Here is a 25,496-nt window from a genome sequence, read left to right as displayed (position 1 = left end):
CTTCTTCTTTATTTACCCAACACTAAAAGTACTACTCCTCCATCATGGAGACATGCCCACCTTTGCCTTTTTTGTTAAATGCACGAAAACGTAAACCTGGCCGATAAGAAAGTGGCTCTGTGTACAGTTTGGATTTGTAAGATGGGACAGTCCCATCATCGGTCCAGCGGATTTCCAGTCCCGGGTTTTCTACATTTGCCCATATCTCTTGTGCAATTTTTTTTAATCCCGGTGCAGGAACTCTTGCATTTACTCCACCAAAAATAGTAGCTAAACGAGGCAACTCATTTTGACCAACTACATTGCTAAAAATATTCCATTCTTGGCCCCTTTTCTTAAGCATATCTTTCACTTCCGCAGCCTCTGACCATTCTGGATCACCATTCCAAGCTCGCTCCACCAGTCCCAACATTTTGGGAAATAGATAATATTCTACCATTTCTACTGACCGAATGGTCTCTGTCCAAAGCTGCCCCTGGACACCCAGAATATTCTTTTTTCCTTGCTCTGTTAGCTTTTCAAAATCAATTTGTTTCTCTTCCCAAGGCCAAGTCTTCCCATCAATCGTCTGATCATGGGAAAGATACATTTTATGCGGCACAGCTTTCCAAGCCTGATACATATCAGCCACACCTGACCAGGTATGACCGGGCTCTCTCGGGTCCCAATTATAGGCCAAATCAAAATAGAAATTGGCACTGGAGCTGATTACCACTGGATAGCCTGCATTTGCTAATTTATAAGCCCGATCTTCACTTCCCCAACCAGGGACGGCATTCCAAGCATACAAACTCCATCCCTTTGTAGCATATTTCTTCACAGGTACAACTTCACCCTCCTCCTCTTCTAAACCTATTTCCTCCCATCCAGCTGTATTCAGTCCATATTTGGCTAAGATCTCCGAAACCCTCAATCTAAAATACTTCTCCAAGCTATGCTGAGAGGAATGCGACTGATCAACCAAAAAACTATCGCAAAGAGGCGAAGATTCCCATACTCCACTAGGGATCTCATCTCCTCCAGTATGCCAAGTTTTCAAAGGAACTCCAGCTTCATCATAGATACTCTTGATTTCACTGACTACTTTTTCATAAAAGTCATATACACTTTCTCGGCATACAGCAATAGTATTGTCCCTGAAATTCTGAGCAGAAAGATAAGTTGAGCTATCTTGAGGATCTGCCAAACGATATCGATTAGCCTCCTCCTCATTGCCTTTGCCTATCCAGTGTTGGTAGCGCTTCTCCATGGCTCGGATTGCTGCTCGGGAATGAGCCGGAACACCAATTTCCGGTATCACCTCGATCATTCGCTCATCTGCATACCGTAAAATCTCTTGGAAATCGGCAACAGAATAAAATCCAGAACCAAGTCCATTGTTAGTCGCTGCTCCCGAACCATAAAAAGGCCAAAGCATGGTGGACTCATCGATCGAAAAACCTCTTTTTGATCCAAAATCGGTTAGTTCTGAAAGTCCTTTAATTTCAATTCTCCAGCCTTCATCATTGGCTAGATTGAAATGAAAAGTATTCAATTTATAAAATGACATCAGGTCTAAAATCTTAAAAATAGATTCTTTCGGAATAAAATTTCTGGCTACATCCAGAAATAACCCACGATATCCAAAATCAGGAGCATCATCTATTTCAATTTGAGGAAGCAAAATCTCATTAGAAGGCTGTTCCCAAAATCCGGGGGGTAGCAATGCTAAAAAACTTTGAACACCATAAAATGCTCCTCTTTCATCTGAAGCAAGAATTAAAACTCTTCGATCTCGGATTTCCAGATGATATCCTTCTGAGGGTATTCCTTCTTTTTTCGCAATCCGAATCTGAAGAGGCTTTATACTTCGGTCATTTTCTGGTTTATACCCCAGCTGAATTTGCTTGGTTACCATTTTTGCAGCCTTCTCGAAAGCTTTGTCTCCCAAGACACCTATTCCTGCATTTTTGATTAGCAGAGGCTCTCCGAGGTATTCCCATGATTTAGGAATAGGCAAAAAAGGAGGGACATGCTCTTTATCCAATAAAAAAACCTCCTCATTCATCTCATAAATAGCTTCTGCTGTCGGAATAAAGACTTCCGTGGAGCCAAATACTGCAATTAATTCCTTGAGCTCCAATGCTGACTTTTCATAGCTAGATACCTCCTGGAAAGTACCGTCCCTCTCTTGAAAAATCAAACCTTCAGGGGCATGACTATTTTTAAGAAATGGATTGTTAGATGCATAAGTCACTTCCAGCTTCTCTCCTTCCCTTATCATAGGAGTTTTTTGACCTCTTCCTTCAAGGACGAAGAAGTCTCCAGCCAAATGTCGAATTTGAAATCTATCGTCAGAAACTTCAGGTGATACGGAAACAAAAATAGTATTGAAATACAGCTTCCACCCCTCCTCTATTTCTTTCATGGTATGATTTCGGAGAATGAAAGCAGCTTTATGGGAGGACCTTGGGGTTAACTCATTTTCAAGTAGTTTCCACTCGACACTTAATTCTCCCGCTTGAAGATCCTCTGAGGGATTACAAGAAAAAAGCAGAAAAATGACTGTAAATAGTACAATTACTCTCATGGACTTGGACACCTTAAGCCGTTAGAATTAATGCTCTTTTGCTAACATATCTCTATACTTTTCAATATCTGCCAACACTTTCTCATCCAGTTCAGGCTCTTTTATACCATCGATTTTAGCCATAGTTTCATAGATAATTTTTGCTACGAGTAGCCGAGCTATTTTTTTATCGTCTGAAGGAATGATATACCAAGGTGCATGAGGCAAGGAGGTTTCGTTAATAGCTTCCTCATAGTACTGAAGATACTTATCCCAAAGCGCCCGTTCTTTTAAATCCCCGGGGGAAAACTTCCAATTATGCTGCTTCTTTTCTAGTCTTCTCAACAATCTCTGACGCTGTTCTTCCTTACTTAGATGAAGGTAAAATTTAAAGATAACCGTCCCGTTTTCAGCGATGTGTTTTTCAAAGTTTCTTATTTGTTCATATCGCCTTTCCCAAAATTCTTCGGTAATATCCTCCACCGACTCTATGCCTGGGATATTTTCATTTAAGATATAATAAGGATGCACCCGGGTGACTAAGACATTTTCGTAGTGAGTTCTGTTAAATACCGAATATTTCCCCCTTGCAGGTAAAGCGATGTAATGCCTCCAAAGGTAATCATGCTTTAATTCCAAGCTAGTGGGTGTTTTAAAACTATGCACCACCACACCCCGCGCATTTAATTCTTTAAAAACTTCTCGGATTAAGCTGTCCTTTCCAGCAGTGTCCATTCCCTGAAGACAGATTAGCACACCGTATTTTGCATGGGCATACATGATATCTTGATGCTCACTGAGTAGTTCCCGATAGTCATTTAGAATAGATTTTTTCTCTTTTTTAGAAAGCTCCTCATCTAATTGGGTGGGTATTTCACTGAGTGAAACTTTATTCTTTGCTTGAAATTGTTCTATTGGAATATTTTTCATTTTGAGAAATTGAAAGGTTTTCAGACGTTCATAAAAGTAAAAACAAGATAATATTTTATCTTCAGGCTCAAAGTACCTATTATCAATTTCCACCAACCCATCACCCAAAATGACAGAAATTCCTATTAAATCTGGCCTTGGAGGCCGGTACCTAGCCCTTGATGTGCTCCGAGGGATGACGATTGCTTTCATGATCATCGTCAATACACCGGGTAATTGGAGTCATCTTTATGGACCACTCGCACATGCAGACTGGCATGGATTCACCCCTACTGATTTGGTTTTCCCTACTTTCCTCTTTGTGGTAGGAAACGCGATGAGCTTTGCCATGAAACGTCTTCAGGAAATGCCCAAAGCACAATTTTACAGGAAAGTAATCAAGCGAACTTTTCTGATTTTCATCATTGGCTGGTTGCTTAACGCATTTCCATTTTTTGACTACAATGAAGCAGGTCAAGTCCAATTCATCGATTTGTCTGAGGTAAGGCTGTTCGGTGTCTTGCAGCGAATTGCACTCGCCTATTTCTTCGCAGCCTTGATTTTATATTGGGGAGGTGTTAAGTGGGGATGGATTTTCTCTGGAGTAGCTCTTTTTATCTATTGGCCGATCATGTACTTTTTTGGTGATAGTGCTGATCCGTATAGTCTGACAGGCAATGCAGCAATTAAACTGGATCTATGGATGATTGGAGAAGAGCGAATGTACACCGGAGAAGGGATTCCCTTTGACCCGGAAGGCATCCTGAGTACGCTTACTTCGATCGTCAATGTTTTGGCAGGATTCATTGTAGGTCGTCTAATCCAAAAAATGGGAAATACTATGGCTACTGTAAGGTTGCTCCTAGTTACTGGAGTTGTACTGATTGCAGGAAGCTACCTTTGGGACGCCGTCTTTCCAATCAATAAAAAAATATGGACCAGTCCATATGTCTTACTAACCGTAGGTTGGGACTTGATTCTTCTGTCTGGGCTTGTAGGGCTGATAGAGATAAAAAAGATGACTAAATGGACGTATTTCTTTCAAGCTTTTGGAAGAAATCCATTAATTCTCTATGTGCTTTCTGGGGTTCTTATTTCTATTTTCTACATGATTCCTGTTGGAGAAAGTTCATTAAAAGGTATGATCTATAGTAATTTGTTCACCAGCTGGTTAAGCCCAAAAAATGCATCTTTCTTATTTGCAATCTTTTACATGCTTTTGATTTGGCTGGTAGGATACATCATGGACAAGAAAAAAATATATATTAAGGTTTAAAGCTCAAAAAAGTCGTCAATTAATAGATGACGGGGTCAAGTATAAAACTTCCTATCGAGTACAATAAAATTGCCCTCTTGTAGTAAGAGGGCAATTTTTATGATTCTATTTCTTGAAGCAGTTCTTCATACCAGGCCTCTCCGTATTTTCTCACAAGGGCGTCTTTTAAAAATCGGTAAAGAGGCACTTGAAGGCTTTTGCCCAATTGACAAGCCGGATCGCATATGTGCCAGCGGTCATAATTCAAGGCATCAAACTCTTCGTATTTGGTCACTCGGATCGGATACATATGACAAGAAATCGGCTTTTTAAAGTCAATTTTCCCATCTAAGTACGCCTGCTCTATGCCACACTTTAATATGCCTCTTTCGTCATATAAAGCATAAGCACACTCCCTATTATCTCCGATAGTAGGTGTTCCTTTGTCTCCATCTTTATCGAATACCCAAGTTCCCTGACTTTCTATTACTTTTCTCCCCTCTTCCGTGATGTAATCCTTTACTATAGGATAAATCCTTTCGATGATTTCGGTTTCCTCATCTTCCAAAGGGGCCCCAGCATCTCCTTCTACACAGCAAGCACCTTTACAAGCTTCCAGATCGCAGACGAAAAAATTTTCCTTTATATCATCAGAGAGTACCGCATTTCCTACCAATATCATATGCTCTAAATTTTCCCAAAGATAATCAAATCAGTTCCTAAAAAAGACTAACCTTGAATTACCAATTTAAGAGGATTTAGATAACCTTTATTCTTAAAAATGGGAAAAAAAAAGAACCGCTCCCTGAAGGAGCGGCTCAACCCAGCACTATGAAGAAAAGCTATATTTAGCCTTTGATATAACTAACATGGGTTTGTGAAAAAGGTTTGAAGCAAATGAATAAAAACCTTACTTTTTTTTTAAAAATTAAAATTCATCCCTGCTGTGATAAACCTAGGTAGTCCCACTCTTATGCCTTGAGGCCTTCTTGTAGAGATGTATCGCTGATCGGTTAGGTTTTTAACAGCCACATTAAAACTGAGGTTCTTTTCCATCAATTCGTAGCCCAAAACTGCATCGAAAGTGAAATAGGATGGGATTTGACCAATTCTTCCATTTACTGAGGGGAGGATTTGATTTGTTTCATCACCAAATTGATCACCGACATAATTATATGTCAATTTTCCAGACCAGCCTTTTTCATTTTTGACAGAAAGTGTAGAATTGATGATCCACTCGGGAGCGTAAGGGGTTTTATTTCCGTTAATATTTATATCTCCTTTAAATCGATCTTCTGAAAAATAAGCGTCAACATAGGTAACTTGAACATCATAATCTAAGGCCCATTTTTCTAATCCAAATACCTTGGCAAAATCTACAATTATAGAATTCTCCAAACCTTGATGCCTTGTAGCTCCCGCATTGACTACTCCAAACCCTAAGCCCCCAGCAGATTCGGCTACAGGGATGATTTGATTGGAAAAGTCAAGCAAGAATGCTGTGGATTCTAGATATAACCAATGAGCTAATTCGGTCCTTAGCCCCAGCTCATAGTTCCAGCTTCTTTCGGCCTCCAAATCCAATGCATCTCCTGTGGATGTGATGGCGTCTTTGGTTCGAGGAGGAGCAAAACCTTTGTGAATCCCCCCAAATACTGTAATTACTGGAGATGGTTTAAAGGTAAATCCTACTCCAGGGATGATTTCTTGAACGCTATTTTCCGCAACTAAGGTTGTGTCTCTCACCCCAATGCCAGAAAAATTTCTCCGGTAAATATTTCTCTTGTAATTAAAGCTTTCCAACCTAAGTCCTCCATGCAAGGTAAGCGCATCAGAAACCTTGGTTTCGTTTTGAAAATAGGCACTAAATGCTCTACCTGTCCGCAGTTCATCCTCGATTAGATCACCACTTTTAACTCCTGCCTTGGTGCCGTTTACCCTTTGCTCCTTTGCATTTTCTGCCAATAATCGTATTCCTGCCTTCAACTCACTAACTGCGCCGAACAACTCATGATCAAGTTCTAATCTAGGCTCTATACCTAAAACCTCAAATTGTCTATTACGCTGACCTGTACCATCACGCATAAATATAGCCCCACCGGGTATACTTTCATCCCCCCAGAGCACTCCAGTCCAGTTGGACGGAGGTGTATTGGTGGAGTTTATACTAAAATCTTGACGGTTCCAGTTTCTAGTCGTGGTATAACCATAAGCAATGGTCCTTAATTTGATATTTGGCTGAAATCTATAAAGATGGCTTAAACTCAAAGAATACCTTGAAACATTCAATCGATCGTCTGGAGCAAGCCTTTCAAAATCCTGCCCACCCTGATCGTACATTACTTGATTTAGTCCTATATAGGTCGAATTAGACTCCTCGTCATAAATACCGATTTTCGCACCTAATTCACTTCGATCATTCAGTTTGAATAGAACTTTTGAGTTAAAGTCTGTGATTCCAAATTGAGTAGGGCCGACATTTTCGGCAGATTTACGAAGAAGATTCACTTGAAAACCAGTACTACCTAGTGTATTTCCATAATTGATCAATCCAGAGAAAAATCCACCCTGACCACCTTGAAGAGAAATAGAGCCTTCTTCATTTTCGGGAGCATTTGGGGTGATATAATTGATAACACCACCTATGGTTTGAGGTCCATATAAAATTTGTCCAGATCCTTTCAAAATCTCTATCCCTGCCATTCTGTCTATAGCAGGGCTATAATACATCTCAGGCTCTCCATAAGGAGCTAAAGCCACAGGTACTCCGTCCTCCAGCATCAGAACACTTCTACTGCGATCAGGATTTAAGCCCCTTATTCCAATATTGACTCGCATTCCCAAACCTTCTTCATCGACCACATTCAAACCGCTCACTCTTCTAAATACCTCGTTTCCTGAGAGTGGCTTCAGTGATTGAATTTCTTTTCGATCTAGATAGTTGACCGCACCTGGAACCTGGCTAAAAATCCTGTCTTTATTGGCTATGATAGAAAATTCAGGCATCTCTACCCCTATCTCCATCATCAGTGAACCTAAATCAATGAATTCTCCCTTCTTAAGACTTACAGCAGTCGATATGGTCTTATATCCTACTGCTGAAATTTGAAGCTCATAATTCCCTTCCTCTAAGTCAAAAATCTGAAATACTCCTTCCGCATTACTCAATGTCCCCTTCACCGTATTCTTGACAAATACGTTGGCATAAGAGACAGGACTACCCTCTACATCCAGAACTAGACCCTGAACAGAAAGAAAATTATCTTTGGATTTTTTATCAATAGCAAATGTACCTGTAATCTGAATTAATAACAGCAGAATAAACAAGGGGTAAAACCGTTTCATTTTAAAATCTATTTATTTAGATTAATTATAATTAGATGCAAACATAGACTCTATTTAAAATTAATCCAAATAGAAAGGAGCAATAAAATGAAAAACTTATAGATAAAACAACCTTTACTTATCCCTAAACAAATGGGAAAAAGGACATCCGATCTACCACCAATCAAAAGTTTAAAAACCAGTTCGGATATTTTGCCGTAAATTGCAACGTGCAAGTCGGCTTGTCGCTGTTCTAGACCAAGTATTTGGTTTGGAAAAGAGGAAAGTCCGGGCAACAGAGAGCGCCATACTTCCTAACGGGAAGGGGGCTGACTGGTGACGGTCAGTTTACAGATAGTGCCACAGAAAATATACCGTCCCGATAGCTATCGGGATAAGGGTGAAAAGGTGGAGTAAGAGCCCACCGGTTCTATGGTGACATAGGACGCATGGTAAACCTTATGGGTTGAAAGGTCAAATAGACCTCGGGCAAAGAGCTGCTCGTTCGATTCTGCATACGGTCCGATTTATCGGATTCGGAGTAGATTCCGAGGTGGGTAGACCGATAGACCCCAATTGTGAAATTGGGGCTAGATAAATGACAAGATTCCTTAAAAGGAAACAGAACCCGGCTTACAGACTTGCACTTTTTATTTTAATTTAGCCTTATGTCAAAGATTCTGATCATTGATGATGAAAAAGTCATCCGAGCCACACTTAGAGAAATTTTAGAATACGAAAAATACCAAGTCTCCGAAGCCAAAGATGGCGAAGAGGGATTGGCTAAACTTCAAGAGGAAGAGTTTGATTTAGTCCTATGTGACGTTAAAATGCCGAAAATGGATGGCATTGAAGTGTTGGACAAAGCAAAATCCCTTGAAAAATCTCCGCAATTTATCATGATTTCTGCTCACGGCAGTATTGAGACGGCTGTAGAGGCTACCAAAAAAGGCGCATTTGACTTTATCCCTAAGCCTCCTGACCTGAACCGTCTACTACTCACGGTAAGAAATGCACTGGAGAAAAAAAATCTAGTGACAGAAACTAAAGTTCTGAAAAAGAAGCTTTCCAAAAAACTGGATATGGTAGGTGAGTCTGACCCTATCAAGCTGGTAAAAGAGACCATAGAGAAAGTGGCACCTACAGAGGCTAGAGTTTTGATAACCGGTCCTAATGGAACTGGAAAAGAACTGGTTGCCCACTGGGTACATCAGAAGAGTAACCGAAGCGCACAGCCTTTTGTAGCGGTTAATTGCGCAGCTATTCCATCCGAACTGATAGAGTCCGAACTGTTTGGTCATGAAAAAGGGGCGTTTACTTCCGCCCACAAACAGCGAGCGGGGAAATTTGAACAAGCCCAAGCAGGTACTCTTTTCCTTGATGAAATTGGCGATATGTCTCTTTCTGCACAATCTAAAGTCCTCAGAGCACTACAAGAAAACCTAATCAATAGAGTGGGAAGTGACAAGGATATCAAAGTAGATGTTCGGGTTTTAGCCGCGACAAACAAAGACCTTAAAAAAGAAATAGAAGAGGGACGATTCAGAGAGGATCTTTACCATCGACTCAGCGTCATATTGATCCAAGTTCCTGCCTTGAAGGATAGGAAAAGTGATATTCCGCTTTTGGTAGATAAGTTTCTAGATGACATCGCACAAGAAAGCGGAGAAGCAAAAAAGAAAATCAGCAAAGAAGCTATAGCTAAACTTCAGGAGTTTCCATGGACAGGCAATATCCGTGAATTGCGAAACGTAGTCGAGCGGCTTGTGATTTTAGGAGAACCTACAATTTGCCTAGAAGACATTAAAAAATATGCTGACTATTAATTGGTCAGCATTTTTTTTAACTATTAATTCTTTCAGCTGCAGGAGCTTTGGCATAGGCCGGACAAGGCTTGCTTGACGCACAAGCACCAAGAGCTAAAATCCCGATCAATAAAGCTAAAGTGGCAAAACGTTTCATAGGGTTAAAATCTAGTGTGGTTCAAATATGTTTAATTTAATTTAATCTAGCAATTACTGCACCAATAAGTTACAGCCCCTAATTTCAGAATGATCAAACCGACCTAGGACTTCCAACATCCCTGAGTCGTCAATCCTTCCCAAATCTTGTGTCTCTAAAAATGCACAAGAATGAAAGTTACCAAGGTCAATGATATTTATTCCACCCTGACTACGCTGACTCCAAGATAAAGGATCATTTACATCCCGGAGCAAAACTCGAATAGACGTCGGCAACTGAAATTTCCCTTCCCCTTTAGAATACGCTTGGGACATCATTTCTGTCATTCCATATTCTGAATGAATCGAAGACACTTTAAAATAACTTTTCAGTAGATCGTGTACTTCTTCGCGAATCATCTTCTTCCTTCTGCCTTTCATTCCCCCGGTTTCCATTACGATCAATTTTTCTATCCCTGGAAAAACCAACCCCGATTCTGCTAAATCCAAAAGTGCAAAAGTGACTCCAAGCAATAAAATTTTTCGGCTGTCTCCATTTAATTGGCTTATTTTTTCCACCAAATCCTTTTGATTGTAAAGGTAAAATCCTGAGTGAGTCGATTGACTTTCTCGAATAAAATGATTTGCCATACTGACTAGGCTACTCCCCTGCCTTTCCAGATATGAAGGAAGCAGTGCCAGTATATGATATTCTTTAAGGGACCCATACGCTCTTTCAAAAAGTCTTTGGCTATGCTGCAAATACCATTGTTCTGACCAAGTATAATGCTTACTCGTGATCATACCAGTAGTACCTGATGAGGAATAGTATGAGGTGAAATCCGATACATTACCACAGACTACAGAGAAATCCTTAAAAAATCGAATTGGTAAAAAAGGAATATCTTCAAGGCAACATACAGATTTAAAATCAATATTACGAGCAGCCAAATAGGAGTTATAGACCTTATTTTCCTTTGCTTGAAAATAAAACAGCTCCAAAGCAAGCTTTTCAAACCCCTTCTCGGTCAAATCATCTACTTCCCTTGAAAAACTTTTAAAATCATTCATCGTTTTATATTTTGCATCCTAAATATCGGGTTGCTTTTTACTCGGTTGTAAATTTAACTCGCCCTATGCGTTTGAAAAGTTATTTGGGAATATTCTTCTCCTTTTTATTAATGGCTTCTTGTGTTAATCCGCCTGAAAATTTCCCGTCTATTCCAGAGATCGAATTCGAATCCCTTGAATTTGTCCCTACAGCCGGTCCTGACTCCTTAATTTTTGGCTTTAATTTTAAAGATGCAGAGGGAGATTTGGGCCTATCTGCGACGGATGTTTTTCCTCCCTTTAATGCGCTAAACTACCAAAGAGATGCCACAGGCAATTTGATCACTTTTGGTAGCCGTCCTCCTGAAGCGCCTAGGTACAACCCTATAGATTGGGTAATTAATCCTATTATCAATAATCAAGTAGTGAGAGACACGGTATGGGTGGTACAAAACCCCAATCAGTATAATATATTTGTTAAATTTTTCATCAAAAGAAACGGTCAGTTCTCTGAGTTTAGATGGGAAGATCCACCTTTTTTCACCACCTTCAATGGGAGATTTCCGAGAATTCTGACCACCGAAGAAGGTCAATCGGTAGAAGGTAATATTAAATACGCCATGCTTTCCTCAGGCTGGCAGTCTATCTTCAGAACTGATACAATTCGGGTAGATGTACAAATCCAAGATCGACAACTAAACAGAAGCAACGAGATCTCAAGTTCCGAAGTGACACTCAGGCAAATCACGAAAGAATAAAAAAAGGCAGCTTCATTATAGAAGCTGCCTTTTTCTTTAAATCTGAGGGAATTTTTTAGGATTTACCTCATGCATCATTTGATAGACTTTTTCTACTACGTCTTCCACACTTGGTTTTGAAAAATAATCACCATCAGAGGAATAAGCAGGCCGATGTGCTTTAGCTGGCAAGGTCTGTGGCTCGGAATCCAAATACTGGAAAACTCCCTGTCCTTCCACCGCTTGCTGAAGCATAAATGCAGAAGCTCCTCCAGGCACATCTTCATCCGCGAAAATCACACGGTTGGTCTTTTTGATAGACTCTCCAATGATACCAGTGATGTCAAATGGTAGTAAGGTTTGCACATCTATCACCTCGATATCAATACCTATCTCACTCAATTCCTTTGCCGCATCCATCACGATACGACACATAGATCCATAAGTAACTAAAGTGAGGTCCTTTCCTTCTTTAAGAATTTCGGGAACACCCACTGGCACAGTATATTCTCCAATATTAGAAGGGAGCTTTTCTTTCAATCTGTAACCATTCAAGCATTCTATTATCATTGCGGGTTCATCCGCTTTCAGAATAGTATTATACATACCTGCAGCCTGAGTCATATCTCTTGGCACACCTATAATCATACCTCGAAGGGAAGACAGAATCATTCCCATGGGTGAACCGGCATGCCATACGCCTTCCAGCCGATGACCTCTTGTTCTCACTATCATAGGAGCTTTCTGTCCACCTTTGGTTCGGTACTGAAGGGAAGCTACATCATCAGAGAGCATCTGTATGCCATAAAGTAAATAATCTAAGTATTGAATCTCCGCGACCGGTCTCAAGCCTCTGAGTGAAGCACCGATTCCTTGACCAATGATTGTCGCCTCTCTGATTCCGGTATCAGTCACACGGATCTCTCCATGTTTAGCCTGCAAACCAGCAAAGGCCTGATTCACATCACCGATTTTACCAACATCTTCTCCGAAAGCGAAAAAGCGAGGATCATGCTCTAATTGATAATCAAAGAAAGCTTGTAATACCTCTCTTCCATCCACTGCCGGTGCATTTTCATCGAAAACAGGCTTAATTTCGTCTACTTTCAAAGCCGACCACGCAGTCTCTGAATACAAGTGACTATTGTAGCGATCATAATTGAGCTTCATTTGCTCTTCATACCAAGATTTAAGCTCATCTTTTGCAGCACTTTGATCAAAACGAAGATTTAACAAAACCTTCCGAACGGTAGAAATGACGTCTTTTCTAATCGGATTGATAGTCTTGGCAAGCTCATCTGCCATCTGCAATAGAATTACCTTTCTACTACTTTCTTTTGCTGCATCTTTAATTAATGTGACTGCCTCGGCAAGTTCTTTTTTTATGGCTCCACTAAAGGCAGACCAAGCGGCTTCCTTTTCCTTTTTCACCAATGCCTTAGCCTCTGCTTCTATTTCTTCCAGTTGGTCTGCTGTGGCGATTTTATTCTCTAGTATATATTCTCTGAACTTGATATTACAATCCCATTCCTTTTCCCATTCTAATCTTTCTGCAGATTTGTATCGCTCATGAGATCCTGAGGTAGAATGCCCCTGTGGCTGAGTCATTTCATCTACATGAATAAGCACTGGAATATGCGATTCTCTGGCGACTTGACCCGCTCTGGAGAAAGCCTCAAGGAGCCCTTCATAATCCCAACCTTTCACCTTTATAATTTCAAATCCTGCTTTCTCTTCATTCCGCTCAAAACCAGCTAATGCTTCGGAAATATTACCTTTGGTAGTATGGTATTGATTAGGAACTGAAATGCCGTAAGCGTCATCCCAAACCGAAATTACCATGGGAACTTGCAAAACTCCGGCTGCATTGATAGACTCAAAAAAGATCCCTTCGGAAGTAGATGCATTGCCTATGGTACCCCATGCGACCTCATTTCCATTAATGGAAAAATCTTTTGAGTTTTTAAGCCCCTTATTTTCCCTGTAGACTTTGGATGCATAAGCAAGCCCCAACAACTTAGGCATCTGGGCCGCTGTGGGGGAAATATCTGCTGCAGAATTGTAGCTTTTAGTCAATGACTTCCAGCTACCGTCTTCATTCAATGATCTTGTGGCAAAATGACCATTCATCAATCTTCCTGCACTTGCAGGATCTGCATCTACATCAGTATGAGCATATAGCTGAGCAAAATACTGCTGAACTGTCAATTCACCTAAGGCCAACATAAAGGTCTGATCGCGATAATATCCGGATCGGAAATCACCTAATTGAAAAGCTCTGGCCATAGCCAATTGAGCTAACTCTTTCCCATCTCCAAAAATTCCGAATTTAGCCTTTCCCATAAAGACTTCTTTGCGCCCCATAAGAGAGGCGTGCCTGCTAATCATTGCAAGACGATAATCTTTGATTACCTCTTCGTGACTAGGGACTACTCCTTTTCGGTTTTTGGATAAAGATTTTAATTCTGCCATAGGTATTTATTAATCTCTGGTTAATTTGGGTTTTGCTAAATCAATAGCGTTATTCAAAAATAACCAAATCCTTTTTCTATACAAATCTGTCAATCGATATTTTTCAAACAATTATTCTGAATTTTTGATTCATATCAGGTTAAAGTAAAATTTTATTCCGACACATGTTCAAAAAGCTTAAAATTATTCTATTTTCTTACAAGGGTTTTATTTGGATATTTTGCATTTGAACAAAAATAAATTTTCGAAATTATTAATGCTTAAAATTTAAATTTTGAAATAATATACATCTACAGCTTTATTTTTAGAATAAACTTTTGAAAAAAAATAATATTCAAAATCAGACCAAATTCTATTCGTTTTTGTGCTTTTCTGAATGCGCCTCCTTAGTATCTTTGCCGACGAAATATAAATCCAAATAGACAAGCCATGATTATAGGTGTTCCAAAAGAAATAAAGAATAACGAAAACCGAGTTGCTCTAACTCCCGCTGGTGCTAAAGAACTAGTAAAGAGAGGACACTCCGTCTATGTACAGCACACCGCAGGTGAAGGTAGCGGATTCAGTGATGAAGCTTACGAAAATGCAGGTGCTCAGATTTTGCCTACGATCGAGGCGACCTACGAAATCGCTGAGATGATCATGAAGGTGAAAGAGCCAATCGAACCTGAATACAAACTCATCAAAGAAGGTCAGTTGTTGTTCACTTATTTTCATTTTGCTTCCTATGAGCCCTTGACCAAAGCTATGGTAGAGAGCAAGTCTGTTTGTCTAGCCTATGAAACAGTAGAAAAAGCGGACCGAAGCTTACCACTTTTGGTTCCTATGTCAGAAGTAGCTGGCCGAATGTCCGTTCAGAAAGGAGCTAATTATCTAGAAAAGCCTTTGAAAGGTAGAGGTATTTTACTCGGAGGAGTACCGGGCGTACTACCGGCAAAGGTTTTGATACTTGGAGGTGGAATAGTAGGAACCCAAGCAGCTTGGATGGCTGCAGGACTAGGCGCAGACGTGATCATCATGGACGTATCCCTTCAACGCATGAGATACCTTGACGATGTCATGCCCGCCAATGTAAACACCATGATGTCCAACGAATACAATATTCGAGAAATGATCAAGTCTGCCGACCTAATTATCGGTGCCGTATTAATTCCTGGAGCCAAAGCACCTCATCTGATCACTAGAGACATGCTAAAAGAGATGAAGCCAGGTACGGTATTGGTTGATGTGGCTGTAGATCAAGGAGGATGTATTGAAACTTGTAAACCTACCACTCATGAGAACCCAACCTTCATCATTGATGACGTGGTACATTATTGTGTAGCCAATATGCCAGGAGCGGTTCCTTACACCTCTACACTTGCACTTACCAACGCTACACTACCCTACGCTATCCAATTGGCGGACAAGGGATGGAAAAAAGCAGCTCAGGAAAACCCAGAATTGGTACCGGGATTAAACGTGATTAATGGAGAGATCGTTTATAAAGCCGTAGCTGAGGCTTTTGACCTGTCATATGTTCCTGTAGAAAAATACATCGCTGATTAACAGCAAAATAAAACTAACGAAAAGGCTGATTAACTAAGTAATCAGCCTTTTTTTATGCAATTCTTAGAAATAATCTTATTCAACACTTTCTAAAACCCGAATCAATTTTTCTCTTACCTCACCGGCCAAAGTTTCAATTTTTGGATTATTTACCGCGGACATTGCAGCCGCTGGGTCCATGATAGCTACTTCATACTCTCCTGTACCAACTTCTCTGATCGTGACATTGCAAGGAAGTAAAGTACCGATATGTGGCTCTGCTTCCAGCACCTGATCCGCAAATACAGGGTTGCATGCTCCCAAAATCAAATAAGGCGCGTAATCTTTTCCAAGCTTCTTTTTCATAGTTGCTTGAATGTCTATTTCTGTGAGAATACCAAAACCTTCATTTTTCAAAGCGCTTTCTACCTCGGTTCTTACCTCACTTATCGATTTATTTTTGATAATTTTATGCTGATAGTAGGTCATAGTGCTAGTTTTTGATTTAATTTTTAAGATACGAAATTCTATTGACCCAATCTGTGAGTATTATCACTTTCCCTGACCCATCAAATCCAAGAGAATCGATATTATTCGTACCTTCACTAATAAAATTTCACGTACGGAGAGTGTATTAATTGTTTACTATTCGATAAGTCAACTAAGAGACTTTATCTTTACGTCCGAATAGACCAAGAATTTTGATCATGTCCATAGCAAAAAACCTAGAAGATATTAAGGCCACATTCTTTGACTCTGAATGTCTATTGGTAGCGGTAAGTAAAACCAAGCCCATCGAAGATCTGCGCGAAGCTTATGAAGCAGGGGTAAGGGATTTCGGAGAAAACAAAGTACAAGAAATACAGGCTAAACAGCCAGATATGCCTGATGATACTCGATGGCATATGATCGGGCATTTGCAGCGAAACAAAGTGAAATACATTGCTCCCTTTGTGCATTTAATTCATAGCGTGGATTCTTTTAAACTATTAAAAGAAATCGATAAACAAGGAAAAAAGGTCGATCGCCAAATTTCAGTTTTACTACAAATTCACATCGCAGAGGAAGAAAGCAAATTTGGTTTTGACCAAGCTGAGCTTAATGAGATGTTAGCTTCTGCTGATTTCAGGGAGCTAAGTCATGTAAATGTCATAGGACTCATGGGCATGGCTACTTTTACCGAAAACGAAGGTCAAATCCGGAAAGAATTTAAAGGATTAAAGCAACTTTTTGAAAAGCTCAAATCAGAAAATCTACCCGAATTTGTCAAAATGAAAGAACTCTCCATGGGAATGAGTAGTGACTACCTGATCGCACAACAGGAAGGTAGCACCATGGTGAGGATAGGCTCCTCTATTTTTGGAGCTAGAAATTACAATTAAATACACTCTTTAAACTAAAAGAAATGAATGCAAAACATATCTTACAAATAGCCGCCATCCTTGGTGCAATAGCCGTAGGAGTTGGGGCCTTTGGCGCCCATGGACTCAATGAACTATTGACTCAAAATGGACGACTTGATACTTTCGAAACGGCAGTAAAATATCATTTTTATCATTCTCTTGCTTTGCTTCTAGTCGGCATTCTAGCCCAAACAAAGCCTAGTTATCAAAGAGGTATGTCTTTTTCTGCCATTAATTTTATTATCGGCATAGTGATTTTTTCAGGCTCACTTTATTTACTCTCCATCTCGGGAATCACGTGGCTAGGTGCCATTACCCCACTTGGTGGAGTTGCATTTATTTTTGGATGGATAGGGATTTTCTGGACGGTTAAAAGACGGTAGATGAAAAAAAGAATATTGATTCCTCTAGTTATATTTCTCTTTTTTAGCCTCGAATTTACCTCTGCCCAAATTAATAGAGAACAATACCTCAAATTGGAGTCAGTCTTGAGCGATAATGGTTTTTTTGGTGGTCACCTGACAGGCTTTATGTTATATGACTTGGATTCTCAGCGTGTGCTTTTTGAAAAAAACTCTCATTTGAGATTTACTCCTGCATCCACTACAAAACTATTCACTTTATTTTCTAGTGTAGCCATTCTTAATGATAGCACCCAAACTTTAAGATATACCCGATCTGGAGATACCTTGAAAATTTGGGGTACTGGAGACCCTAGTTGGAAGTATTTAGACCTTTATCAGCCTGATTTCAAAGGCTTTTTCCAATCCGCAAAAGTAGTTCAGTTTTCTGATGCCAATTTAAAGTCAAGCGCATTTGGAAGTGGTTGGCAATGGGATGATTATTTGTATTATTTCTCGGCAGAGCGATCTTCATTACCTATCTATGGCAATCTCTTAAAAGCTGAGCAATCCAGAAATCCTCCGGTGGTCTCCCCCTCCTATTTTCAAAAGTCGATCCAATCTTCTACTCGGGATATCAAAGATTTAGAGAGGGATTTCCACACCAATACATTTTATTTCAATCCCAAGAAATACAGAGCAAGAGAAGACTTTATTCCTTTCATCACCTCCCCAGAAATATTTATCCAATTAGCCGCTCTCGAGACAGGTACTACTTGGATTTATCGCCCTGACTCACTCCCTAAAAACCACCAACTATGGAGAGCTGCCCCGCTCTTTCCTATCCTCAAAGAAATGATGCTAGAAAGCGATAATTTTCTAGCGGAGCAGCTAATGTACATGGTTTCGGATCGAATTTTTGAAGAAATCGACATAGAAAGGGCTATTGAATTTGTCCTAAAAACCTACCTCTCTGATCTCCCTGACCAACCTATTTGGGTAGATGGGAGTGGGCTGAGTAGGTATAATCTCTTTACTCCGAGAGCAATGGTAGCTCTTTTCGAAAAAATCTACCGTATCCTACCCGATAAGCAACTTTATGAAATCCTCCCAACAGGAGGAGTTTCTGGTACCATCAAATCAAATTATCAGGCAAAACAGCCTTATATTTTTGCAAAAACTGGTACCATGAGCAATAATCATAGCCTAGTGGGCCTCATCAAAACCAATAAAGGCAAAACCTATTGTTTTGCCTTTATGAATTCGAATTATCCCCACAAAGCCTCCGAAATTAGGAGAGAAATGGAGAAAGTATTTTTAATTATTCGAGATAATTTTTGATTTTTATTTTTTAAGAATCACAGAGGACTGCGCAGATAATGTAAGTGTAGTACCTGAGAGGGTCACTTCACCAAACTGATAAAGCTGCTGACTGTAAGCTTCAGGAATAGTAACAGTTAATTCCTCTTTTCCCAGATTATGGAAAATAAAAAGCGATTGCTCTTCATAAACCCGCTCATAAGCCATGATAGCTTTCTGGTAGTTCCCCTCTGGCAACTCTAAGCTACCTAACGCCAGCGCAGGATAACTACTTCGTAAAGCGATCAGTTCTTTATAGTGATTGAAAAAACTAGCAGGATCCTCACGCTGCAAGGCAAGAGGGATTACCTCTTCCTCTGTAGAGTATTTTGGCTCAATCCAAGTTGTTCTTCCCTGATCTTTTTCCAAGACATCCCAGAGAAATGGCTCTCTTATATACTCATCGGGCTTTAACCCTTTCATTCCAATCTCTTCTCCATAATAAATGTACGGAGCTCCTGGCATGGACATCATCACTGTAATCGCCTGCTTTTGCTTTACTGGATCTTCATCAAGTTCATTGAGCAATCGGGGCTGGTCGTGATTAGATGAAATAGTAGCATCAATAAACTCGGAAGTTATTCCCTGATAAAAATCCAGGATTTCTTTCTGCTTCTCTACGAGGAGCATACCATCTTCAGCGGCAAATGATTCCAACAAGGTGTAGTGAAAGTCAAAATTAAACAATGCAGGCAAACCTGGTAGATATGGAGCTACGACCTCCTTCTTATCATATACCTCTCCTACCAAATAGACATCAGGTTTGATTTTTTCCATTTCAGCTCTGAATTCTTTCCAAAACTCATGATTGTCCAAGGGACGATCGTCCGGAAAAATATGCTTTGCAGCGTCTAATCTAAAACCATCTACTCCGATTTCTTCTAGCCAAAAGCGTCCAATATCATAAATCTCCTCTCTCACTTTTGGATTGTCAAAATTCAAATCCGGCATCCCTCCCCAGAAAAATCCATAGTAGTAGTCATCACCCTCTCCTGGGTCATGCCACTGCCGTATATTATCAGAATCCAAAGTGATGACTTTCTTATTCAAGTAGTCGGCGATGGTATCCTTTTGAGCCCATACATAGTAATCTCTGTATGAATTATCCCTCCCTGATTTAGCTTCCAGAAACCAAGGGTGTTGGTTGGAAGTGTGATTGATGATCATATCGATTACTATTTTGATATCTCGCTTGTGTGCTTCTGCTAAAAGATTTTTGAAATCATCCATCGTCCCATAATCAGGATGTACCGCCTTATACTCCGTTACATCGTATTTATGGTAAGTTGGCGAGGGCATGATAGGCATAAACCAAATTGCATTTGCTCCCAATTCCTTCACATAATCCAGCTTTTGACTTACACCATTGAAATCTCCAATTCCATCCCCGTCAGAATCGTAAAAAGACTGAACAAAAATCTCATACGTTACGCCTGCCTCAGGCCAATAGTTTTGCACCTTCAATTCTTCTTGTTTTTGCTCACAGGAATGTATGACCATAAGTAGGGCGAAAAAGGGGGAAAAAGTAAATTTTCTCATATTAATATTCATTTTGGTGTCTTCAAGAAAAAAAGTCACTCGATTAAAGTGACTTTTTTGTACTAACTAATCGGCTTTTGATTAATTCTTATTGACAGCATTTAGCATATCAAAAGCTAATTCCAGTCTTTTCACGAAGTTTTCTTCTCCTTTTCTAAGCCATACTCTTGGATCGTAATACTTCTTATTTGGACTATCAGGTCCATCTGGATTACCCAATTGGGTCTGAAGGTAACCTTCGTTTTTCTTGTAATAATTCAAGATACCTTCCCAAGTAGCCCACTGCATATCGGTATCGATATTCATTTTGATGGAGCCATAGGAATTGGCTTCTCTGATTTCCTCTACAGTTGAGCCAGACCCTCCATGAAATACAAAATTCAAAGGCTTGCCGGTTGTTCCATATTTGGAGTTGATGTAATCCTGAGAATTTTTCAGAATAATTGGCTTCAAACTCACATTACCAGGCTTATACACTCCGTGGACGTTACCGAAAGCAGCAGCAATTGTGAATAAATCTCCGATTTGCTTGAGATGCTCATAAGCATAGGCTACTTCTTCGGGCTGTGTGTAAAGCTTGGACGAATCTATGTCTGTATTATCTACCCCGTCTTCTTCTCCGCCGGTCACTCCAAGTTCGATTTCAATCGCCATTTGAAGTTTTTCAAACTCACGAAAATAATTACAGGATATTTCTACATTTTCTTCCAAAGGCTCCTCAGAAAGATCCAACATGTGAGAGCTGAAAAGCGGACGCTTATGCGTGTCAAAATAGGCTTTACCTGCTTCTAGCATGCCGTCGATCCAAGGAAGCAATTTTTTAGCGGCATGATCCGTGTGCAAAATAACAGGTACTCCATAGGCCTCTGCCATTTGGTGCACGTGATGAGCCCCGGAAACTGCTCCGGCTACACTCGCCTGCTGCTTATCATTAGCTAATCCTTTACCTGCAAAAAACTGAGCACCTCCATTGGAGAACTGTATGATTACGGGAGAATTTACTTTTTTGGCTGTCTCCATTACTGCATTCACAGAATTGGTACCTATCACATTTACAGCGGGCATAGCAAATTCATTCTCTTTTGCATATGCATAGAGATCTCTGAGTTCTTGCCCGTACTTTACTCCAGGTTTAAATTTCATCTTAAATTAGGTTTGGTTAATTTTTAATAAAGCGCTGATGAAGCACTCGTCTGTTATCAAACGCTTCAAAGATATAAAGACCCGCTTTAATATCCCCTAAATCGAATTCTAAAATCTGATTTCCAGGCCTTGATTGCCCTCCTCTGATCTCTTTTCCCGTCAAATCAATGATCCTAAAGTTTGTTTCCTTCATTCCCTCAGGTAATTGGACATAAAGCTTGCCTGTGCTCGGGTTAGGATAAACTGAGAATGAAGAATCATCGAAGGGTTCAATGGGAATAGAAGTGACAAAGTCTTCCTGCAAAATCCCAGAGTCTGGAGTTGGAAGTAGCTCACTCGTAAATAAATAGAATTCGGAAGGTCTTAAATTGAAGTCAACCGTAGTATTGGTCAAGGTCAATTCTTCACCCGTAAAATAATTATACCAGATCCCGGTAGATGGGAAAGAAACTGGAACATTTCCTGCATTTCCCAATCCAAAATTACCAAACAGCACTATATCCAAGTCCGAATGTTCTAAAACTATTGATTTTATAGCAGCACTGAGATTTAGGGTGACCTTCTCTGGATTAGTAAATACTTGATGGGACTTCTTGAGCTTAATCATCTCTTGATAAAGTCTGAAAAGCCGGTTTCTCTGAGGATTTTGCAAATACTCCCATCGAGTAGGTTTGATCCCAAGTCTATCATTATTCAACTCTTCATCATAACCAAATTCACCAAACTGCCAGATCATTTTAGGACCGGGTATTCCAAAATAGAAAGCGGTCAATAGTTGATTTCTGTTGACAGCATTTTCCAGTTGACGAATGTTTACAGGAGATGTTCTTCCAAAATTAAGCGATTCCCACATCACCCGCTCTTCATCGTGGGATTCCTGATAAGCGACCAAATTGGGATTTTGCCATCCTCGAGACCCATGGTAAGCCCAATTGAAATCCCGATTTTCCCCTTTGGCCATTTCTCGGAAATCGCTATTCATATTCCCCCAAAACATCATCCCATAATCCGCAAGCTCTTTTTCTTCATCATTGGCTGAGAGATGCTCCAAAATCACATAAGCCTCCGGATGGTTGGTCTTGATACGGTCGTAAATATGCTTCCAGATTTGAACTCTACTCGGGTCATATTGTGACCAAAAATTCACATTATCACCTGAATTCACCTGCGTAAAACCTTTGGATAGATCAAACCGGAAACCGTCTATTTTATATTCTGTCAACCAATAATTATTTACCGAGTCCACGAAGTCTCTAGTATAATCACTCTCGTGGTTAAAATCATAGCCCACATTGAAAGGGTGCTTAGCTACACGGTTAAACCAAGGATTGTCCTCAGTAGGTGCACCATAATCTCCATCGTTATAGAGCCTGACCATAGGATTTTGACCAAAGGCGTGATTGAGCACCATATCCAAAATCACCACTATGCCTCTTCCGTGAGCCTCGTCGATGAGCCTTTTCAAATCGTTTTTTGTTCCGTAGTACTTATCAGGAGCAAAGAAGAATGAAGGATTATAACCCCAAGATAAATTACCCTCAAACTCCCCCACCGGCATTAATTCGATGGCATTGACACCTAATTCTTGTAGATAATCCAAGCGATCTATTACTGCCTGATAGGTTCTTTTTTCATCAAAATCGCGGACTAACAGTTCATAAACGACCAATTCTTCCGGTGCTGGTTTATGATAATCAATATTTTTCCATTCGAATGGATCTTGTGCTGTTTGTAAATAGGTAGCTTGAAATTCTGTTTTCCCGGAGGGAAAGGCTTTCAGCCCAGGATATCTACCATCTTGAATAATTTCTTGATCATGGAAAGGGTCAGAAGTCTTATCCGCATAGGGATCCCCAATTCTTATGCTTGCATCCACTAAGTATTGGAAAATGTACTCCTGCTTTGGGGTTAACCCATCAATCCTCAGCCAAAAAATCTCCCCATCAGGAGTTCTTTTCATTTGATATTCTGGTAAAATCTGCCAATCATTAAAATCACCAATCACATGTGCCAGTTTTTTATTTGGCGCCAACAGTGCTAAGAGCACCTCCGTGTCTGACAAATAATTAATTCCAAGACGAGCCTCATTTGGTAGTTCGGCCACCTCCGATGCTCCAAAAACCACAATCTGCAAACTTTGAGAATCTGTTTCATCTCCAGATTCTGCGATGGCCGTCAACGTATAGGTACCCGCCTCTTTGGCTTCAAAATCATAAAATAATTCTTTCACTCCTGAGGCAGATTTGACAGGCTCCCCTTGCAGTTCAAACTTGATCATTGCCTCTCTCGAGGCTTCTGCCTTTACCCTAAACATTTCACCTACTTCAAGAGAAAGCCTTGTTCCTCGAGGCTCTGTGAACTGCACGGCAAAACCTTGCGCCAAATCCACAAAAAAATCGGCATTCGCTGAAGTTTTCCCCTCTCGAGACCCATCCACATTTCTGAATACCATTCCCAATCGGTAAATGGTTTGCCCACTTGGATTATCAAAAAACTCATTAGGAATGAGTTCAAATGTGTAAAGATTATCCTCACCCGCTACTTTGCTCATTTTTGCCTCAGGGATATCCTGCCCCCAATCAAATGGCACAATGGACCAGGTAGTTGAATTTGGGCCTTCGGTGACGGCTCCGATATGAATGTAAACATCACAATTGCAGTCCTCAAGCCCAGTAGTCCCTAGAGAGGCATCATAGGTAATTTTGATCGACTCAGAAGCATTGGGAATCGTAGGCTCAGTACTTACCTGAGCTAAAAGTGGAAAACTCAAAAACAGCCCAAAAATTATTTTAGACAGAAACAGGATGTTTTTCATTAAGGTCAAATTAAGCATGAATGACCGGTTTTAAAAACATTCAGTTCCAAAACCGGTCTTTTAAAATTAGTCGAAATATCTGATAATCAGATTAATTCTTGGTGATTGTATAGGATACAGCTCCCGGCTCGGTAAAATTCAAAGTAATAGTATAGTTACCATCTTCCTCCACTGCGATATTAGCCCCATCAGCAGTGAGCTCTCCATTAGCACCACCGTAATTAAACGCCCAATCCTGATTAGCTCTGAACTTCATTTCCCCTGCAGTCAGATCTTCTGTGATGGTGAGTACGTTTTGATCTCTGTCAAACTGCAACTTTGTTTCCGAATCCCATCCTCCTGGAGTAGCATCACCTATAATTCCCCAATACAAAGGATCGCTTAGGCTGTAAGTTTTAGCCGCTAAGTCAACAGTCATAAAAAAAGTACCGAATTCTGTCACTTTGATATTGGCGCCATCCGCATCGAGATCTCCGTCCGCGTCGTTATCACCATAATTTCTCCCATCTACCCATTCATTAGTTTCTGAGACTTTAAACTCACCTGTACCACCCGGTAAAATATGCACAAAACCCTCATAGGTATCATCGAAATTGACAGACTTCAAGGTCGTAGCCTCATTCCCCGGATTCCATCCTTGGTAGTCACCCGGCAAATATAATACAGGGTACTCTACAAGCGTGCTAAAAGGAGTTACTGATAGCGTCACCACATCTCCGTAAATTGGAGAGAGGGGCTGATTGATGCTTGATTTTACTCGAAACTCTACCTCTGATGCCACATCTGGACTGGCTCCCTTACCTATCAGTTCTTCGTTGATTTCTTGTGCTACTACTTCGATAATGTTAGAGGGAGATGAGCCTAGCTCAACTGGATCACTGAAATTGGCTCCAGCAAGGTCCATTTCTAAAGCATATGTTACCGTTCCCTGCATTCCAAAATCTGCAGCGGTTACCTGAAACTCAATCAGGTCCTCAGCACCCTCATTGGTTAAAACCAAAGCAGTTCCATTAGTTGGGCTACTCAGGGAAGCGCCAGTTTGAGGCACGACTGGGGGCATTTCATAGTTTTCACATGCCCAAATGGCCGGGACTAAAGCCGCTAACCACACTAGTTTTCGAGTTACTTTCATAA

At 40.4% G+C, this 25,496-nt stretch carries 18 protein-coding genes and 1 other RNA gene; 8 read left to right on the top strand and 11 right to left on the bottom strand.

The window, feature by feature from the left end; all coding sequences use genetic code 11:
* Positions 1-31: 31 nt before the first annotated feature.
* Positions 32-2,569, bottom strand: a complete 2,538-nt coding sequence (locus BLQ57_RS08815) for a family 20 glycosylhydrolase (protein ID WP_087939482.1) — start codon at positions 2,567-2,569, stop codon at positions 32-34.
* 27 nt (positions 2,570-2,596) lie between these two features.
* Entirely contained in the window at positions 2,597-3,478 is an 882-nt protein-coding gene (locus BLQ57_RS08810; protein ID WP_087939508.1) for a PPK2 family polyphosphate kinase, read from the bottom strand.
* Between the two features lie 109 nt (positions 3,479-3,587).
* Here BLQ57_RS08810 and BLQ57_RS08805 point away from each other — a divergent pair, with 109 nt between their 5' ends.
* Positions 3,588-4,733, top strand: coding sequence for an acyltransferase family protein (locus BLQ57_RS08805; RefSeq protein WP_087939481.1), 1,146 nt, complete (start codon positions 3,588-3,590; stop codon positions 4,731-4,733).
* Between the two features lie 97 nt (positions 4,734-4,830).
* Here BLQ57_RS08805 and BLQ57_RS08800 read toward each other — a convergent pair whose 3' ends face one another.
* Together BLQ57_RS08800 and BLQ57_RS08795 are read right to left on the bottom strand one after the other, a co-directional pair.
* Positions 4,831-5,394, bottom strand: coding sequence for a DUF3109 family protein (locus BLQ57_RS08800; RefSeq protein ID WP_087939480.1), 564 nt, complete (start codon positions 5,392-5,394; stop codon positions 4,831-4,833).
* Positions 5,395-5,633: 239 nt separating this feature from the next.
* Positions 5,634-8,057, bottom strand: a complete 2,424-nt coding sequence (locus BLQ57_RS08795) for a TonB-dependent receptor (RefSeq protein ID WP_087939479.1) — start codon at positions 8,055-8,057, stop codon at positions 5,634-5,636.
* 208 nt (positions 8,058-8,265) lie between these two features.
* On the opposite strand from BLQ57_RS08795, the gene rnpB reads away from it, so the two are divergent.
* Together rnpB and BLQ57_RS08785 are read left to right on the top strand one after the other, a co-directional pair.
* Positions 8,266-8,688: RNase P RNA component class A (gene rnpB, locus BLQ57_RS08790), an RNA gene on the top strand.
* Positions 8,689-8,704: 16 nt separating this feature from the next.
* Positions 8,705-9,862: a sigma-54-dependent transcriptional regulator gene (locus BLQ57_RS08785; protein WP_087939478.1), complete on the top strand. Its 1,158-nt coding sequence runs from the start codon at positions 8,705-8,707 to the stop codon at positions 9,860-9,862.
* A gap of 189 nt (positions 9,863-10,051) precedes the next feature.
* On the opposite strand, the gene BLQ57_RS08780 is transcribed toward BLQ57_RS08785, so the two are convergent.
* Complete coding sequence (locus tag BLQ57_RS08780) at positions 10,052-11,047, bottom strand: acyl-CoA synthetase family protein (protein ID WP_087939477.1); 996 nt, start codon at positions 11,045-11,047, stop codon at positions 10,052-10,054.
* A gap of 65 nt (positions 11,048-11,112) precedes the next feature.
* On the opposite strand from BLQ57_RS08780, the gene BLQ57_RS08775 reads away from it, so the two are divergent.
* Positions 11,113-11,784 (top strand): hypothetical protein, encoded by a 672-nt coding sequence (locus BLQ57_RS08775; protein WP_087939476.1) that lies wholly within the window; start codon positions 11,113-11,115, stop codon positions 11,782-11,784.
* 36 nt (positions 11,785-11,820) lie between these two features.
* On the opposite strand, the gene BLQ57_RS08770 is transcribed toward BLQ57_RS08775, so the two are convergent.
* Entirely contained in the window at positions 11,821-14,235 is a 2,415-nt protein-coding gene (locus BLQ57_RS08770) for an alpha-ketoacid dehydrogenase subunit alpha/beta (protein ID WP_087939475.1), read from the bottom strand.
* 429 nt (positions 14,236-14,664) lie between these two features.
* On the opposite strand from BLQ57_RS08770, the gene ald reads away from it, so the two are divergent.
* The gene (gene ald, locus BLQ57_RS08765; RefSeq protein ID WP_087939474.1) at positions 14,665-15,783 is read left to right on the top strand and encodes an alanine dehydrogenase; all 1,119 of its coding nucleotides are present in this window, start codon (positions 14,665-14,667) and stop codon (positions 15,781-15,783) included.
* 75 nt (positions 15,784-15,858) lie between these two features.
* Here the strand turns inward: ald and BLQ57_RS08760 are convergent, their stop codons facing one another.
* Entirely contained in the window at positions 15,859-16,251 is a 393-nt protein-coding gene (locus BLQ57_RS08760) for a DUF302 domain-containing protein (RefSeq protein ID WP_087939473.1), read from the bottom strand.
* A gap of 218 nt (positions 16,252-16,469) precedes the next feature.
* On the opposite strand from BLQ57_RS08760, the gene BLQ57_RS08755 reads away from it, so the two are divergent.
* Genes BLQ57_RS08755 through BLQ57_RS08745 form a run of 3 tightly spaced genes read left to right on the top strand, consistent with a single transcriptional unit; the run spans position 16,470 to position 18,847 of the window.
* Positions 16,470-17,144, top strand: coding sequence for a YggS family pyridoxal phosphate-dependent enzyme (locus BLQ57_RS08755; protein ID WP_087939472.1), 675 nt, complete (start codon positions 16,470-16,472; stop codon positions 17,142-17,144).
* Positions 17,145-17,167: 23 nt separating this feature from the next.
* Positions 17,168-17,548, top strand: coding sequence for a DUF423 domain-containing protein (locus tag BLQ57_RS08750; RefSeq protein ID WP_087939471.1), 381 nt, complete (start codon positions 17,168-17,170; stop codon positions 17,546-17,548).
* Positions 17,549-18,847, top strand: coding sequence for a D-alanyl-D-alanine carboxypeptidase (locus BLQ57_RS08745; RefSeq protein ID WP_087939470.1), 1,299 nt, complete (start codon positions 17,549-17,551; stop codon positions 18,845-18,847). It begins immediately after the preceding gene.
* A 3-nt stretch (positions 18,848-18,850) separates the two neighbouring features.
* Here BLQ57_RS08745 and BLQ57_RS08740 read toward each other — a convergent pair whose 3' ends face one another.
* From BLQ57_RS08740 to BLQ57_RS08725, 4 genes are all read right to left on the bottom strand, one after another.
* Positions 18,851-20,404: an alpha-amylase family glycosyl hydrolase gene (locus tag BLQ57_RS08740; RefSeq protein ID WP_087939469.1), complete on the bottom strand. Its 1,554-nt coding sequence runs from the start codon at positions 20,402-20,404 to the stop codon at positions 18,851-18,853.
* 81 nt (positions 20,405-20,485) lie between these two features.
* On the bottom strand, positions 20,486-21,547 hold the full coding sequence (gene fbaA / locus BLQ57_RS08735) for a class II fructose-bisphosphate aldolase (RefSeq protein WP_087939468.1): 1,062 nt from the start codon (positions 21,545-21,547) through the stop codon (positions 20,486-20,488).
* A 16-nt stretch (positions 21,548-21,563) separates the two neighbouring features.
* Complete coding sequence (locus BLQ57_RS08730) at positions 21,564-24,380, bottom strand: alpha-amylase family glycosyl hydrolase (RefSeq protein WP_244887415.1); 2,817 nt, start codon at positions 24,378-24,380, stop codon at positions 21,564-21,566.
* 73 nt (positions 24,381-24,453) lie between these two features.
* Positions 24,454-25,494 carry a SusE domain-containing protein gene (locus BLQ57_RS08725; RefSeq protein ID WP_087939467.1) on the bottom strand — a complete coding sequence of 347 codons (1,041 nt, stop codon included), beginning with the start codon at positions 25,492-25,494 and terminating at the stop codon, positions 24,454-24,456.
* Positions 25,495-25,496: the final 2 nt, after the last annotated feature.

The sequence above is a fragment of the Algoriphagus faecimaris genome, from assembly GCF_900101705.1.
Classification (GTDB): Bacteria; Bacteroidota; Bacteroidia; order Cytophagales; family Cyclobacteriaceae; genus Algoriphagus; species Algoriphagus faecimaris.
This window is presented reverse-complemented; position numbering and strand designations above follow the sequence as displayed.

Coding starts and splice junctions, on each gene's coding strand:
- BLQ57_RS08795 (WP_087939479.1), bottom strand. CDS start 8,057: ATGAAACGGTTTTACCCCTTGTTTATTCTGCTGTTATTAATTCAGATT.
- BLQ57_RS08775 (WP_087939476.1), top strand. CDS start 11,113: ATGCGTTTGAAAAGTTATTTGGGAATATTCTTCTCCTTTTTATTAATG.
- BLQ57_RS08750 (WP_087939471.1), top strand. CDS start 17,168: ATGAATGCAAAACATATCTTACAAATAGCCGCCATCCTTGGTGCAATA.
- BLQ57_RS08815 (WP_087939482.1), bottom strand. CDS start 2,569: ATGAGAGTAATTGTACTATTTACAGTCATTTTTCTGCTTTTTTCTTGT.
- BLQ57_RS08810 (WP_087939508.1), bottom strand. CDS start 3,478: ATGAAAAATATTCCAATAGAACAATTTCAAGCAAAGAATAAAGTTTCA.
- BLQ57_RS08770 (WP_087939475.1), bottom strand. CDS start 14,235: ATGGCAGAATTAAAATCTTTATCCAAAAACCGAAAAGGAGTAGTCCCT.
- BLQ57_RS08800 (WP_087939480.1), bottom strand. CDS start 5,394: ATGATATTGGTAGGAAATGCGGTACTCTCTGATGATATAAAGGAAAAT.
- BLQ57_RS08725 (WP_087939467.1), bottom strand. CDS start 25,494: ATGAAAGTAACTCGAAAACTAGTGTGGTTAGCGGCTTTAGTCCCGGCC.
- BLQ57_RS08755 (WP_087939472.1), top strand. CDS start 16,470: ATGTCCATAGCAAAAAACCTAGAAGATATTAAGGCCACATTCTTTGAC.
- BLQ57_RS08780 (WP_087939477.1), bottom strand. CDS start 11,047: ATGAATGATTTTAAAAGTTTTTCAAGGGAAGTAGATGATTTGACCGAG.
- BLQ57_RS08760 (WP_087939473.1), bottom strand. CDS start 16,251: ATGACCTACTATCAGCATAAAATTATCAAAAATAAATCGATAAGTGAG.
- BLQ57_RS08730 (WP_244887415.1), bottom strand. CDS start 24,380: ATGCTTAATTTGACCTTAATGAAAAACATCCTGTTTCTGTCTAAAATA.
- BLQ57_RS08805 (WP_087939481.1), top strand. CDS start 3,588: ATGACAGAAATTCCTATTAAATCTGGCCTTGGAGGCCGGTACCTAGCC.
- fbaA (WP_087939468.1), bottom strand. CDS start 21,547: ATGAAATTTAAACCTGGAGTAAAGTACGGGCAAGAACTCAGAGATCTC.
- BLQ57_RS08785 (WP_087939478.1), top strand. CDS start 8,705: ATGTCAAAGATTCTGATCATTGATGATGAAAAAGTCATCCGAGCCACA.
- BLQ57_RS08745 (WP_087939470.1), top strand. CDS start 17,549: ATGAAAAAAAGAATATTGATTCCTCTAGTTATATTTCTCTTTTTTAGC.
- BLQ57_RS08740 (WP_087939469.1), bottom strand. CDS start 20,404: ATGAGAAAATTTACTTTTTCCCCCTTTTTCGCCCTACTTATGGTCATA.
- ald (WP_087939474.1), top strand. CDS start 14,665: ATGATTATAGGTGTTCCAAAAGAAATAAAGAATAACGAAAACCGAGTT.